The 14,077-nt window shown below is 65.0% G+C and carries 12 protein-coding genes; 8 read left to right on the top strand and 4 right to left on the bottom strand.

The genetic code is table 11. The features are described 5' to 3' along the window. Positions 1-320: 320 nt before the first annotated feature. Positions 321-1,961 (top strand): ABC transporter substrate-binding protein, encoded by a 1,641-nt coding sequence (locus tag LB535_RS12300; RefSeq protein WP_224632347.1) that lies wholly within the window; start codon positions 321-323, stop codon positions 1,959-1,961. 329 nt (positions 1,962-2,290) lie between these two features. On the opposite strand, the gene LB535_RS12295 is transcribed toward LB535_RS12300, so the two are convergent. Then, the gene (locus tag LB535_RS12295; RefSeq protein WP_224632346.1) at positions 2,291-2,977 is read right to left on the bottom strand and encodes a hypothetical protein; all 687 of its coding nucleotides are present in this window, start codon (positions 2,975-2,977) and stop codon (positions 2,291-2,293) included. A gap of 245 nt (positions 2,978-3,222) precedes the next feature. On the opposite strand from LB535_RS12295, the gene LB535_RS12290 reads away from it, so the two are divergent. Genes LB535_RS12290 through LB535_RS12265 form a run of 6 tightly spaced genes read left to right on the top strand, consistent with a single transcriptional unit; the run spans position 3,223 to position 9,182 of the window. Further along, positions 3,223-3,849, top strand: coding sequence for a DUF4129 domain-containing protein (locus tag LB535_RS12290; RefSeq protein WP_224632345.1), 627 nt, complete (start codon positions 3,223-3,225; stop codon positions 3,847-3,849). Then, positions 3,846-5,060 (top strand): DUF4350 domain-containing protein, encoded by a 1,215-nt coding sequence (locus tag LB535_RS12285; RefSeq protein WP_224632344.1) that lies wholly within the window; start codon positions 3,846-3,848, stop codon positions 5,058-5,060. Before LB535_RS12290 ends, LB535_RS12285 begins: the two co-directional genes overlap by 4 nt. Continuing rightward, positions 5,047-6,003: an AAA family ATPase gene (locus LB535_RS12280; RefSeq protein ID WP_224632343.1), complete on the top strand. Its 957-nt coding sequence runs from the start codon at positions 5,047-5,049 to the stop codon at positions 6,001-6,003. The genes LB535_RS12285 and LB535_RS12280 overlap by 14 nt, the downstream gene beginning before the upstream one ends. Then, positions 6,000-7,304: a DUF58 domain-containing protein gene (locus LB535_RS12275; protein WP_224632342.1), complete on the top strand. Its 1,305-nt coding sequence runs from the start codon at positions 6,000-6,002 to the stop codon at positions 7,302-7,304. The genes LB535_RS12280 and LB535_RS12275 overlap by 4 nt, the downstream gene beginning before the upstream one ends. Next, positions 7,301-8,317, top strand: coding sequence for a stage II sporulation protein M (locus tag LB535_RS12270; protein WP_140704101.1), 1,017 nt, complete (start codon positions 7,301-7,303; stop codon positions 8,315-8,317). Before LB535_RS12275 ends, LB535_RS12270 begins: the two co-directional genes overlap by 4 nt. Next, on the top strand, positions 8,304-9,182 hold the full coding sequence (locus tag LB535_RS12265; protein ID WP_224632341.1) for an RDD family protein: 879 nt from the start codon (positions 8,304-8,306) through the stop codon (positions 9,180-9,182). The genes LB535_RS12270 and LB535_RS12265 overlap by 14 nt, the downstream gene beginning before the upstream one ends. A 15-nt stretch (positions 9,183-9,197) precedes the next feature. On the opposite strand, the gene LB535_RS12260 is transcribed toward LB535_RS12265, so the two are convergent. Then, the gene (locus tag LB535_RS12260; protein WP_095767778.1) at positions 9,198-9,884 is read right to left on the bottom strand and encodes a D-lyxose/D-mannose family sugar isomerase; all 687 of its coding nucleotides are present in this window, start codon (positions 9,882-9,884) and stop codon (positions 9,198-9,200) included. A gap of 204 nt (positions 9,885-10,088) precedes the next feature. Between LB535_RS12260 and LB535_RS12255 the strand changes: the two genes are divergently transcribed. Next, positions 10,089-11,144, top strand: coding sequence for a D-TA family PLP-dependent enzyme (locus tag LB535_RS12255; RefSeq protein ID WP_224632340.1), 1,056 nt, complete (start codon positions 10,089-10,091; stop codon positions 11,142-11,144). Positions 11,145-11,294: 150 nt separating this feature from the next. Here LB535_RS12255 and LB535_RS12250 read toward each other — a convergent pair whose 3' ends face one another. Both LB535_RS12250 and LB535_RS12245 read right to left on the bottom strand, forming a co-directional pair. Beyond that, positions 11,295-12,053 carry a heme ABC transporter permease gene (locus LB535_RS12250; protein ID WP_224632339.1) on the bottom strand — a complete coding sequence of 253 codons (759 nt, stop codon included), beginning with the start codon at positions 12,051-12,053 and terminating at the stop codon, positions 11,295-11,297. A gap of 209 nt (positions 12,054-12,262) precedes the next feature. Continuing rightward, positions 12,263-14,032, bottom strand: a complete 1,770-nt coding sequence (locus LB535_RS12245) for a glucan ABC transporter ATP-binding protein/ permease (RefSeq protein ID WP_095767781.1) — start codon at positions 14,030-14,032, stop codon at positions 12,263-12,265. Between the last annotated feature and the right edge of the window lie 45 nt (positions 14,033-14,077).

Raw genomic sequence — 14,077 nt, 5'->3', positions numbered from 1 at the left:
GTCCGGCAAGGCTCCCTTCCTTTCCCTCCGGAGGGGGGAAAGGTGGCGCTGCGAAGCAGCGACGGATTGGGGGAACCACCTGGCAATCAAGCCTCGGCCTGATCAGTCGCGCCAGTCACAGAAGATGTATGCATAGCTTAGACAAAGTGGGGAAGATCGGCTGTATCAATAACCTGCGGAACAGCGCACAAGAACTGCGGAAACCAAACCATTTCGTGGCGGAAAGCGGACCTATCATTCCCTCGCAGGCAACGGCGCTCCGGCGGACGCATCCGCCCCCGCATGGCGGCCCGGAGCGCCCAACAACAGAGGGAACGACGATGAAATTCATGCTGACCGACAGAAAACTGCATCCGCAAGCCAAGCCGATCGCCGACGATTTCAGGAAGGGCGCGATCAGCCGGCGCGAATATCTGGCCTTGATGGCCGGGTTCGGCGTCAGCGCTGCAGGTGCCTTCGCCCTGGGCGGGATCGCTGCCTCGCCTGCCCGCGCCGCCGAGCCGAAAAAGGGCGGCGTGCTGCGCGTCGCGATGAACGTCAAGGGCTTTAAGGATCCGCGCACCTTCGACGGCGTCGAGATGTCAAATGTCGCGCGTCAGTGCAACGAATATCTGGTGCGCTGGAAAACCGACTTCTCCTTCGAGCCCTGGCTGCTGGAAAGCTGGGAGACCAGCGACGACGCCAAGACGATCACCCTCAATGTGCGCAAGGGCATCACCTGGTCGAACGGCGACATTTTCAACGCCGAGGACGTGATCCACAACCTCAACCGCTGGTGCGATGCCTCGGTCGCCGGCAATTCGGTCGCCGCGCGCATGGGCGCGCTGGTCAATGCCGACACCAAGAAACCTGTCGACGGCGGCATCCAGAAGGTCGATGACTACACCGTCAAGCTCAACCTGCCCAAGCCCGACATCTCGCTGATTGCCGGAATGGCCGACTATCCGGCGCTGATCATGCACCGCTCCTATGAAGGCGATGCCGATCCGAAGAAGGCGTTGGCCATCACCACCGGCCCTTGCGAGCTGGTGAGTTGGGACGCTGAGACGGGCGCCGAGGTGAAGCGCAAGGACAAGCCGTGGTGGAAGGGCGAGTTCTATCTGGACGGCATAAAATGGGTGGACTACGGCTCCGATCCCAACGCCACGCTGTCCGCCTTCGAGTCCGGAGAGATCGACACCGACCACGAGACCACGGCGGATGCCGTGTCGCAGACCGATCAGATGGGCCTGCAGAATTCCGAGATCGCCACCGGCTCGACCATCGTCGCGCGCTTCAATGTCTCCAACGCACCCTATGACGACCTCAAGGTGCGCCGCGCCGCCCAGCTTGCCGTCGACAATGCGGCCGTCCTGAAGCTCGGGCTCGACGGCCGCGGCAAGCCCGCCGACAACCACCATGTCGGCCCGATGCATCCGGAATTCGCCGATATCGGCCCGGCCAAACGCGATGTCGAACAGGCCAAGAAGCTTATTTCGGAATCCGGCAAGGCCGACCACGAATATGAGCTGATCTCGGTCGACGTCGAATGGCAAAAGAGCACCGCCGACGCGATTGCCGCGCAAATCCGCGAGGCCGGCCTGAAGATCAAGCGCACCGTGCTGCCGGCCGCGACCTTCTGGAACGACTGGGCCAAGTTCCCCTATTCCTGCACCGAATGGCTCGGCCGCCCGCTTGGCGTGCAGGTGCTGGCTTTGGCCTACAAATCGGGCGGCGCCTGGAACGAAAGCGCCTATTCGAACAAGGAGTTCGACGAGCTTCTCGACAAGGCGCTTGCAACGCCGGATGCCGCCCAGCGCAAGGAGATCATGGCCAAGATCGAGACCAACCTGCGCGACTCCGGCATCATCGTCCAGCCCTACTGGCGCTCGGTCTACCGCACCTATCGCAAGGGCGTGCAGGGCTGCGAACAGCACCAGGCGCTTGAGCAGCATTTCGAGACGGTGTGGCTGGAGTCCTGATCCTCCCAGGAGCGAGCGGCCGGCGCGACCTTCCCGTCGCGTCGGCCGTCTGCCATTTGCCAGCGATTGCCTTCAGCTCAGATTGCGTCGGCGGCGCCGATTGCTAGGAAAAGACGGCCAACAGTTTGTCGACGCCACCGCCCTCCTTCGCCCGCCGCAAGGCTATGTATGTGGTCGTCGCGACGGCAGGGCGAAAAAGCACACGGCGACCGCCAGCGAGAGAACTGGATTCCGTCCGATGAACGAGAGCGCATTGCCGACTACCCCGCCCAGCCGGAATTTACCGGCTGCACCTGGGCTTTCCAAAGCCATCGGGTGATCTCTGCTGCCTAGGAGAATATCTCCGCCAGTTCGTCGATGCTTGCGCCTTCTTTCGCCTGGCGCAGCTCGACATAGCTCACCGCGGTTGCGATCGAGAGCACCATCGAGACCACCGTCTGCACCAGCGCGGCGCCGATCTCGGCGATGATGCCTCCGAACAGCACCAGAACGAGCAGCATCCCCCACTGGATGATCATCGCGATGATGACGAGAATGAGGAACAGACCGAAAAGTCCCCAGCGGCTGCCCTTGGTGAGGACCCGGCTGCGCGATATCGAGCCGAACACGCCCCGCCGCTCCTGGATCAGGACCGGCACCGACATCGACCAGCCGAGCCAGAGGATAATGCCCGGCACGATCAACAGCATCAGGCCGATACCCGCACCGAGACCGACGAGCAGGCCGATGCCAAGCGTCGGCAGCAGAAAGCGGATCGCAATCTGGATGCAGTCGGCAAAGGACGGACGCTTGCCATTGAGGTCCTCGATGGTCGCCCGCACAAGCGCCGACTGCAGCAGCAGCGCGCACACGAACGAAATCAATCCGGCGATGATGGTGATGTAGGAATTGCGAAACATGGCGCCTGGGTCGGCCATGGTGCCGGGGTCGCGCTGCATCATGGCGTCGATCTGCGGCTGGGTCCACAGCCTGATGAGCAATGCCGGCAGACCCGAAAACAAAGCCGCCAACCCCACGCAAAGTCCAAAATTTCGGCCAATCACTCCGAAGGTGTTGCTGAATACCCTGCCGATCTCGAATCGGCCGGGTCGTCCCAATGTTGCAGTCGTCATGATAATTTTCCCCCGAGTCACCACTGCGTTCATCGGCGACTTCAAAGTAAATTTGCCAAGATTGAAAGGCTACGTCCAGTGCGCTTGCAATTGTCATGGCGTATTGCCAGTGTCGGCCCCGAACCGCAGGTTGCAGGGGGAACAAGCGGGTGACAGCCGCAGGGACGGAAGAGGCCGGACGGCTGGCGCAGCTGCACAAGCAACTGCTCAGGGACGATTCGATCCAGTTCGCCTTGCCGACCTATGCGCGGCCCGAGCCGCCGGAGTGGCTGAAGCCGCTTCTGGACGGCTTGGCGAAGCTCGGTCCCTACATGATCTATCTGTTCTGGGGCGCGGTCATCATCGGCGTCGCGATCATTGCTTTTCTGCTTTTCCTCGAGGCGAAAGGCATTGCCTGGCGCCTGCCATGGCGGCGGAAACGCGGAGAGACCGAAGCGAAGGAAGAGTGGCGCCCTGACGTGGGGGCTGCCCAGGTCCTGCTCTCCGAGGCCGATGCGCTCGCCGCGCGCGGCGAGTATGACGAGGCGGTGCATCTTCTGTTGCGCCGCAGCGTCTCCGACATCGCCACCCGGCTGCCCGATTTCCTGCGCCCATCGCTCACCGCACGCGACATCGCCGCCGCCGGTTCCATCCCCACCCGGCCCCGCGCCGCCTTCAGCGAGATCGCCCGCATCGTCGAGGCCGCCTTGTTTGCCCGCCGACCCGTCGGGGTCGAAGGCTGGCAGCAGGCGCGCGGAGCCTATGAGCGGTTCGCCTTCCGAGATGCCTGGGCATGACCGCGCAGATGACAGGCGCAGTGCAAGAACCGTTCAGCCGCAAGACGCTGTTCTGGGGCATTTTCGCCAGCCTGCTGGCGGCGGCCGGATTTTTCCTGCTGTCCACCTATGCGCCGGATTTCCGCCAGCCCCAGGGCGGTGCCACGCCGTTCTCGAAGGGCGGCACCGGCTATGCCGGGCTTGTCGAATGGCTGAAGCTCACCAACGGACAGGCGCCGCCGATGGAGCGCGGCGAGAAGGACCTCGCGTCCCCCCTGGCGTCGACCTTCCTGCTCGTCGTCACCATCGCGCCGGGCAGCGACCCGGCCGCGCTCGATCGCCTCATCAAGCTTCGCGCGGGCAAGGACACGCTCTTTATCCTGCCCAAATGGCAGACCTTTCCCTTGTTCAGCCACGAAGGCTGGGAGGAAAAGGTCGAGCGGCTGCCCAACAACGTCGTCAACGACTGGCTCGGCCGCATCGCCAAAGCCAAGCTCGGCGAGGCCAAGAACACGCTCTCGCAGATCAACATCGCCGGCCGCATGGTGGCCGCGCCGGAGGAGCTGCAATGGGTGGCGGACGACCATCCGCTGATCGCGGCGGGCGATGGCAGGGCTATCCTGACCGAGCTCGACAACGAACCCTTCTACATCCTCACCGATCCCGATTTCCTCAACAATGCCGCGCTGAAGGACGAGCAGAAGGCGGCCGCCGCGCTCGACATCATCGCCATGCTGGAGCCCGCCAAGGGAGCCGTCATGTTCGATCTGACGCTGCACGGCATCGGCGGCAACTACGATCTTGCCAAGCTGCTGATCGAACCGCCTTTCCTGGCGCTGACGCTGTCGGTGCTTGTGGCGGCCGCGCTCGCCTTCCTGCACGGGCTCGGCCGCTTCGGCCCACCGCGCGCGGAGGGGCGCGCCATCGCCTTCGGCAAGCGGGCGCTGGTCGACACCACGGCGATGCTTTTGAAGCGCGCCGGGCGGCTGCAGGAGCTTGGCGACCGCTATGCAGCGCTGATGCGCCAGCGGGCGGCCGTCCTGCTCGGCGCGCCGCACGGGCTGCAGGGCGAGGCGCTCGACCGCTGGCTCGATTCCCGCGACAAGGAAGAACAGCACGGCTTCACCGCCCGCTTCAGGGCAGTACACGATTCCAACAATCTGGCCGCAATGCACGAAGCAGCCGAAAAGCTGCATGACTGGACGGCAAGGAGGCTCATTGAACGTCGATGAAGTGAAGACCCTGGCGAACGCGATCAGGGAAGAAGTGGCAAAAGCGATCACCGGCCAGCGCGACACGGTCGACCTGATGCTGACGGCGCTGTTTGCCGGCGGGCATATCCTGCTCGAAGGCCCGCCCGGCACCGCCAAGACGATGACGGCGCGCTGCTTCGCGCAGGCGCTTGGCGTCGCCTATGGCCGCATCCAGTTCACGCCCGACTTGATGCCCGGCGATATCGTCGGCGCCAACATCTATAACTTCCAGACCGGGCAGTTCACGCTGACGCGCGGCCCGATCTTCTGCGACCTTTTGCTCGCCGACGAAATCAACCGCACGCCGCCGAAGACGCAAGCCGCGCTGCTCGAGGCAATGCAGGAGCATGCCGTCACCTTCGACGGCACCACCCATTCGCTCGGCCGGAATTTCATGGTGGTGGCGACGCAGAACCCCATCGAGCATCAGGGCGTCTATCCGCTGCCCGAAGCGCAGCTCGACCGCTTCCTGTTCAAGCATCGGGTGAGCTATCCGGATCTCACGGAAGAGCGCGCCATCATCGTCCATCACGGCGGCGGCTCGGCCTCGCATGATATCGAGCAATACGGCATCAAGGCGCTGACCGACCGCGAGATGCTGGAAGCGGCGCTGGCCACGGTCGGAGACGTCACGCTGGTCGACGACGTCGTCGGCTATATCGCGGCACTTGTGCGCGGCACGCGCGAAAGCCCTGACCTGGAAGTGGGAGCGAGTCCACGCGCGGGCGCCATGCTGGCGAGAGCCGCGCGCGCTAGGGCGGCGCTCGACGGCCGCAACTATGTCATCCCCGACGACGTCAAGGCGCTGGCCGTGCCGGCTCTGCGCCACCGTGTCGTTCTCTCGCCGGCCGCGCAGATCGACGGGCGGCTGGTCGAGCAGATCGTCTCCGACCTCGTCGACAATACGGAAGCGCCGCGTTGATCTATCCGAGCGGGCGGGCGGTCTGGGCAGCGGCGGCGGGGGCGATCCCCGCCTTCCTGATCGCGCTCGCTTTGCCGCATGTCTGGTATCTCGGCCTGTTGTGGATCTGCCTGCTGCTTGCCTTCCTGGCGGTGGACGCAGCCGCAGGCAGGGGCCGCGCCTCGCTCAACGCCACGCTGACGGCGCCGCCGCAGGTCGGCGTCGGCGGGCGCTTCACCTTGCACATCGCGGCCGGCGCCGGCGCAAGGCTGCGCCGCCTGCAGGCGCGTGTCGGGCACGACCAGCGGGTCCAGCCATTGGCCGGCACCGGCGGCGCGCTGCCGGCCAATGGCGGCACGCTCGATCTCGAATTCGAGGCCATCCGCCGCGGCATCGCCGGCTTCGACCGTCTCTGGCTGCGCTGGCAGGGTCCGTTCGGACTGATCTGGAACCAGGTCGTGTTGCCGGTCGACCGCAAGGTCGCGGTGCTGCCCGATGTCAACAGCGCGCGCGACGAGGCGATCACGCTCTTGCAGCGTTCCGCCCTTGCCGACGGTCATACGCAGAAGCGTGCCGGCCAGGGCCGCGAGTTCGAAGCGCTGAAGGATTACCAGCCCGGCATGGGGCGGCGCATGATCGACTGGAAGCGCAGCGCCCGGCACGGCAAGCTTCTGGCGCGCGAGTTCCGGATCGAGGAGAACAACAACATCGTTTTGGCCATCGATAGCGGCCGGCTGATGTGCGAGCCGGTGGACGGCGTGCCGAAGGTCGACCGCGCGGTGACGGCGGCGCTTCTGTCGGCGTTCATCGCGCTCAAGGGCGGCGACCTCGTCAGCCTATTCTCCTTCGATGCCAGGCCGCGCGTCTCCAGCGGCGCGGTGCGCGGCTCGCCGAGCTTCACCATGATCCAGAAGCGCGCCGCCGAGATCGACTATTCGACGGAGGAGACCAACTTCACCCTGGCGCTCACCACGCTTTCGGCGAAGCTCGACCGGCGCTCGCTGGTCATCGTCTTCACCGATTTCGTCGATTCGATCAGCGCCGAATTGATGCTGCGCACCGTGGGCCGGCTGACTGAGCGGCATCTGGTGCTGTTCATGCTGATGAAGGATGTGGAGCTCGAAACGCTGGCCGACATGGCGCCGGCTGCGCCCGAGGATGTCGCCCGCTCCGTCACCGCCGGCGACCTCTTGCGGCAGCGGCAGGTGGTGATCGGCAGGCTCAGGCTGCTTGGCGCGCATGTCATCGAGGCCGACCACCAGCGGCTCGGCCCGGCGCTGGTCGAGCGCTATATCCAGCTCAAGGAGGAGAACCTCTTATGACGCTGTCGGCCGGCACCGATTCCGTGCGCCAGTCGCTGGCAAGCTTCCGCCAGGAGCGCGAGGCCGACTGGAAAGCCTTCGAGGCGCTGCTTGCGCGCGTCGAGAAGCGCGCGCCGCGCGCGCTATCGGAAGACGAGCTGCTGTCGTTGCCGCTCCTCTACCGTTCGGCGCTGTCGTCGCTCTCGGTGGCGCGCGCGACCTCGCTCGACAGCGCGCTGATCGCCTATCTCGAGGCGCTCTGCCTGCGCGGCTATTTCTATCTCTATGGCGCGCGGCGGAGCTTGAGAACGCGCATCGGCGACTTCTTCCTGCACGACTGGCCGGCGGCGATCCGCGACCTTTGGCGCGAAGTATGGACATCGGTCGGGCTCACCGTCATCGGTGCCATTGCCGGCTATTGGCTGGTCGCTTCGGACAAGCGCTGGTACGACGCCATCATCGCGCCGAGCCTGGCGGGCGGGCGCAACCCGGATTCGTCGGCCGAGACGCTGCGCAGCGTGCTTTACGGCGGCGGCGATCATTTCCTGTCGGGCTTTGCCGCCTATCTCTTCACGCACAACACGCAGGTCTCGATCCTGGCGTTCGCGCTGGGCTTCGCCTTCGCCGTGCCGAGCGTGCTGATCATCCTGATGAATGGCTGCATGCTCGGCGCCATTTTCCAGATCTATGCCGCCAAGGGCCTGGGCTTCGAGCTCGGCGGCTGGCTTTCGATCCACGGCACGACGGAGCTGTTCGCCATCGCCATCGCGGGAGCTGCCGGCATGCGCATCGGCACCAGCATCGCCTTTCCCGGCGAACTGACCCGCATGGCTGCCGCCGCCCAAGCCGGGCGCGTGGCGGCGACCGCCATGATCGGCGTCACGGTGATGCTGCTTTTTGCCGGACTGCTGGAAGGCATCGGCCGGCAGACGATCACCAGCGACCTCGCCCGCTATTCGATCGGCGGCGGCATGCTGGCGCTCTGGATCTCATATTTCTACCTGTTGCGGATGGTGCGGCATGGCGACCGCTAGGACAGCCAAGGCAAAGAACCCTGCCGCGCTGATACGTCCGCTGGTGACACCCGAAGGCGTGGACCTGCGGGTCAAGCTGGCGGATGCTGGCACCCGCGCTTCCGGATTCCTGCTCGACGTGGTGATCATCGTCGTCGCGGCCGTGGTCGTCTCGCTGGTGATGATCTTCGGCCTTGCAGGGCTTGGTATCCAGGATGCGGAGCCGCTGTTCATCGTCTGGATCATCTTCATCTTTTTCCTGCGCAACGTCTATTTCATCGCCTTCGAGGCGGGCCGGCGGGCAGCCACGCCGGGCAAGCGCATGGTTGGCGTGAGGGTCGCGTCACGCAGCGGCGCCGGCCTCACCATCGACCAGGTCATCGCGCGCAATCTGATGCGCGAGATCGAAGTTTTTCTGCCGCTGTCGATTCTGGCTGCGCGCGCCAGCGCCGATGTCGCCGACACGCTGTCGACCATCTTCGGTCTTGTCTGGGCGTTGCTGTTTTCGCTGTTTCCGCTGTTCAACCGCGACCGGCTGAGGATCGGCGACCTGCTCGCCGGCACCTGGGTGGTCGAGGCGCCGAAAGTGGCGCTGCTCGAAGACCTTTCGCAGCGCAAGGACCCGGTCGCGGCTCGCTTCCAGTTCAGCCCCGCGCAGCTCGACACCTATGGCATCGCCGAACTGCAGAAGCTCGAGGAAGTGTTGCGCCGCGACGATTATTCCGCGCTGAAAGCTGTGGCGGAGACCATCGCCCGCAAGATCGGCGCCCGGGTCGAGCCGATCGATTCAAAGGCTTTTCTCACCGCCTATTACGGCGAGCTGCGCGCGCATCTGGAGCGCAAGCTGCTGCTGGGGAACCGCAAGGCGGATAAGTACGCGCGCTAGCGGAGCGTCCCTAGCCTACCCCACCCATTTCTCGTAATCCGACACCAAAAGATGCAGCGGGGCGACGTCCTCGTCGATGTTGGAGAAGCGGCCGATCGGATCGCGGAAGACATTGTCGGTGAGGTCGTCATTGACCGTCGAGACCTCGCCGATCAGCACATCCTTGCCCTCGGCCCAGAAGGCGTGCCAGACGCCGGGCAGCAGCGTCACGCTCTGGCCCGGATCGAGCTTCAGCAGCCCGCCTGCCGGCAGTCTGGTCATGGTGCCGTCGACCGGCACCGAGACTTCGGCCTTGGGGTCGATGCCGCCGTCGCGGTCGTGCATGAACAATTCCAGCACCAGCTTGCCGCCGCCTCGGTTGATGATGTCCTCGGCCTTGATGTTGTGGCGGTGCATCGGCGAGAGCTGGTCCTTGCGCGAGATCATGATCTTCTCGGCATAAAGCATGCCCATGCCGAGCTTCATGTCCTCGTAACGACCGTTGCGCACTGTGAACAGGAACAGGCCGAGCTCGTCGAACTTCTCCTGGCCGTAGTCGGTGATGTCCCAGCCGAGACGGGAGGTGAAGATGGCCGGGGAGTCGCCCTTATGCGCCTTCATCTCTTCCGGCGACCAATAGGCGAAGGGCGGCATGATATAGCCGAAGGAGCGGATGAAGGCGTCGGCTTCGCGGATGATGTCGTTGATCTTGGAGCGCTTCATGGGTTCTCTTCCTTCCGGCCGCCGCCTGCTGAAATCCGTCCTTCCGAATAGCCCAATGCCGGTCCTCTGTCGACGCAAACCGGCGGATCTGGCCCCGTGACATGGGCTTCGTTCGGGGCCATAACCCAACTGATTTGTTTTAACGCAATGTCTTTGTCCCACAGCGGATCGCCGCGCGGAAGACATGCTCGGACGGGTGATCTCATGGCAAGCATAGCCGATCTCGACACACCGGCGATCCTCATCGATGCTGCCCGCGCCGAGGCGAACATCAAGAAAGCGCAGGCCCATGCGGATGCTCACGGGCTGAAGCTCCGCCCGCATATCAAGACGCACAAGCTGCCTTACTGGGCGAAGAAGCAGGTGGCGGCGGGCGCCGTCGGCATCACCTGCCAGAAGATCGGCGAGGCCGAGGTGATGGCCGATGCCGGGCTGACCGACATTTTTCTCCCTTACAACATCCTTGGTCGCGCCAAGCTGGAGCGGCTGAAGGCGCTGCACGGGCGCGTGACGCTGTCGGTGACGGCGGACAGCCGTGATACTTTGGAGGGCCTTGCCGCCACCTTCACCGACGCCGGCCATCCGCTGCAGGTGCTGGTCGAGTGCGACACCGGCATGGGCCGCTGCGGCGTGCAGAGCGCCGACGAAGCGCTGACGCTGGCGAAAATGATCGAACAGGCCAAGGGCCTCGCCTTCGGCGGATTGATGACCTATCCGGCGGCGGGGCGCGCCGCCGAGGCGGACGCCTGGCTGACGACCGCGCGCGGCACGCTTGCCGCGGCGGGGCTCGAATGCGAACGCATCTCCAGCGGCGGCACGCCGGACATGTGGCGCTCCGGCGAGGACAGCGTCGTCACCGAATACCGGCCCGGCACCTACATCTATCTCGACCGCTACCAGGTCGCCAAAGGCGTCGGAACGCTGGACGACTGCGCGCTGACCGTGCTGGCAACCGTGGTCAGCCATCCGACGGCGACGCGCGCCATCGTCGATAGCGGCAGCAAGGCGCTGTCCTCCGACACGCTGGGCCTGCCTGACTTCGGCGAGCTGCTCGGCGTACCGGGCGCCCGCGTCACGGGCTTGAGCGAAGAGCACGGCACCGTCACGCTATCGGGCGGCGCCTTGCGCATCGGCGAACGCGTGCGCGTCGTTCCCGATCATTGCTGCGTGGTAACGAATTTGTTCGACCAGGTGCATCTGATCGACGGCGACAAGGTGCTGGAAACGCTGCCGGTGGCGGCAAGGGGACGGATGGGGTGAAACGCGCGTTGACCTTCTCCCCTTGTGGGAGAAGGTGGCCGCGAAGCGGCCGGATGAGGGGTGCTCCAGGGAAAGCCAGCATCTCACTCCGCTGGAACACCCCGTCTCGGCGCTGCGCGCCGATCCACCTTCTCCCACAAGGGGAGAAGGTCAAGTGCGCTCCGCCTGCCGCGCGGCAACCCTGCGCATCGCGGTCACGCGGCGCCTGAAAATCTCCGTGCGCATGGCCATCAGGTGCAGCGCGAAGAACAGCACGGTGAAGCCGAGCGCCATCACGGCCAACGGCCACAGCATCGAGGGATCGATGGTCGGGCCGCCGAGCCGGAACACGGAGGCCGGCTGGTGCAGCGTGTTCCACCAATCGACCGAGAATTTGATGATTGGGATGTTGATGAAGCCGACCAGCGTGATGATGGCGGCGGCCCAGGCGGCGCGGCCGGCATCGTCCAGCGCGCGGGTCAGCGCTATGATGCCGAGATACATCAGGAAAAGCACGAAGACCGAGGTCAGCCGCGCGTCCCATACCCACCAGGTGCCCCACATCGGCTTGCCCCAGATGGAGCCGGTGATGAGCGCCAGCGCGGTGAAGGTGGCGCCGATCGGGGCCGCCGCTTTCAGGGCCACATCGGCCAGCGGATGGCGCCAGACCAGCGTGCCCAGCGCCGAGATCGCCATGATCGTGTAGCACATCATGGCGAGCCAGGCGAAAGGCACGTGAATATACATGATGCGCACGGTGATGCCCTGCTGGAAATCCTCCGGCGCGGTGAAGCTCATGTAGAGGCCGACGGCGAGCAGAATCGCCGTGACCGCCGCCAGCCATGGAACGACTTTGTCCGCCAACCCGACGAAGCGCGTCGGATTGGCGAGATCGGCCCAGGCGCTCAAGCGTGAGGTGGTGTCGCTCATGCCAACCTAAATAGACCGGAGATTGGCCTGGGGCAATCGGGGGAGTGTCGCGCTTTCCCTTCTCCCCTTGTGGGAGAAGGTGTCGCCGAAGGCGACGGATGAGGGGTGTTCCAGAAAAGCCAGCGTCTCACTCCGCTGGAACACCCCTCATGGCGCTATCGCGCCGATCCACCTTCTCCCACAAGGGGAGAAGGGAGAAGCGTTCTGCCTTACGCCGCTTCCGTCACCGGACGGCTGAGGCGGCGGACTTCCTCGTCGTTGAGCAGGCCGCCGGCGCGCAGCAGGGCGGCGAAGCGGCCGTTGCGCAGCGACAGCTCGGTGAAGCCGCCCATCTCGACCACCCTGCCCTTGTCCATGAAGACGACGAGGTCGGCGTCGCGGACCGTGGTCAGGCGGTGGGCGATGATGAAGGTCGTGCGGTTGCGGCGCAGCTCGTCGATGGCCTCCTTGACGCGATCCTCGGTTTCGACGTCGAGCGCGCTGGTCGCCTCGTCGAGCACCAGGATCGGTGCATCCTTGAGCACGGCGCGGGCGATGGCGATACGCTGGCGCTCGCCGCCCGAGAGCTGGCCGCCGCGCTCGCCGACGACGGTGTCGTAGCCACCGCTCTTGGCCAGGATGAAGTCCTGGGCGGCGGCGGCATTGGCGGCGGCGTGAACCTCGTCATTGCTGGCATCGGCGCGGCCGACACGGATGTTGTCCTCGATCGAGCGGTTGAGCAGGCCGGCGTCCTGGAAGACGGTGGCGATCGAATGGCGCAGCGACTTGCGGGTCACCGTGCGGGTGTCGATCCCGTCGATCAGGATGCGGCCGCTGGCGGGCGTGAAGACGCGCTGCAAGAGATTGATGAGCGTCGTCTTGCCGGCGCCGGTCGGACCGACGATGGCGACCGTCTGGCCGGCCTGGACCTCGAAGGAGACGTCCTCGATGCCGTGGCCCGAATTGGCGAACTCGAAGCTGACATCCTCGAAGCGAACGTGACCGGTGACGTTGGTCAACTCGCGCAATCCGTCGGGCTCGGCGGTCTCGGCAGCCGAATCCTCGAGGCGATAGAACTCCTCGAGCTTGGCACGAGCCTCGGAAATCTGGGTGGTGAAGGCCGACATCTGGTCGAGACGGGCGATCAGCATTCCGGCAAAGCCGGTGAAGGCAACGACATCGCCGACGCGGAGCTGGCCACGGGTGACGAGATAAGCGCCGATCGAGAGCACGATCATCATCGAGATGGTCGACGACAGACGGTTCAGCGCATTGGCGATTGCCCACCAGTCGAGCACCGGGTTCTGGGCGTCGAGCAGATCCTTCACATAGCGCTTCAGCGTCGCGGTCTCGTGGCCGATGCGATTGTAGCTCTGCAGCACGGCAACGTTGCTGACGCTGTCGGTCACGTGGGCAAACACGGTGTGGTAGTGGCGTTCGACGGCAGTCTGCCCGGACTTGGTGCGGCGCATGACGAGGCGGCCGATACCGACATAGAGCACGCCAAGGCCAAGCAGCACGACGGACATGCGGATGTCCATGGACAGCGCGGTCGGAACCAGCAGCACCAGCGCGATGGCCGTCGAGAGATGCACGCGCATGAATTCGAGCCACAGGCTGAACAGGGTCTCGACCGCGCGCAGCAGCGTGTGCAGCGAATTGGATGTGCCGCGCTGATGGTGCCAGGCAAGCGGCATGGTGATGACGCGCTCGAAGGACTGGCACAGCACCTCGGAGCGGCGGGCATGGGCGAAGCGGTCGGCGCCGCGCGCCACCAGCACGAAGGCGACGACGTTGAAGGCACCAAGAGCGGCCCAGACGGCGAGCGTCGAAAACACCGCGCCTTTTTCGGAGATGGCACCGATCACCCGGCCCAGCAGGATGGGCTCAAGGATCGCGATCGCCGCGAGCGCGACGTTGGCGCCGCAAATCAGCGCAACGCGCTTCTTGTCGGACGCCAGATAACCCAGCGCTCTAAAGTAGATCTGCAGAAGTGACACTTCAGCTACTCCGCCAAACTCTTGTCTGTGCTCAATGCCCGAATT

Source organism: Mesorhizobium sp. CA10 (genome assembly GCF_020165285.1).
Taxonomy (GTDB): domain Bacteria; phylum Pseudomonadota; class Alphaproteobacteria; order Rhizobiales; family Rhizobiaceae; genus Mesorhizobium.
Note: the sequence above shows the minus strand (reverse complement) of the source record. Positions and strands in the feature narration are given on the sequence as shown.

Coding starts and splice junctions, on each gene's coding strand:
- LB535_RS12300 (WP_224632347.1), top strand. CDS start 321: ATGAAATTCATGCTGACCGACAGAAAACTGCATCCGCAAGCCAAGCCG.
- LB535_RS12285 (WP_224632344.1), top strand. CDS start 3,846: ATGACCGCGCAGATGACAGGCGCAGTGCAAGAACCGTTCAGCCGCAAG.
- LB535_RS12270 (WP_140704101.1), top strand. CDS start 7,301: ATGACGCTGTCGGCCGGCACCGATTCCGTGCGCCAGTCGCTGGCAAGC.
- LB535_RS12265 (WP_224632341.1), top strand. CDS start 8,304: ATGGCGACCGCTAGGACAGCCAAGGCAAAGAACCCTGCCGCGCTGATA.
- LB535_RS12260 (WP_095767778.1), bottom strand. CDS start 9,884: ATGAAGCGCTCCAAGATCAACGACATCATCCGCGAAGCCGACGCCTTC.
- LB535_RS12255 (WP_224632340.1), top strand. CDS start 10,089: ATGGCAAGCATAGCCGATCTCGACACACCGGCGATCCTCATCGATGCT.
- LB535_RS12250 (WP_224632339.1), bottom strand. CDS start 12,053: ATGAGCGACACCACCTCACGCTTGAGCGCCTGGGCCGATCTCGCCAAT.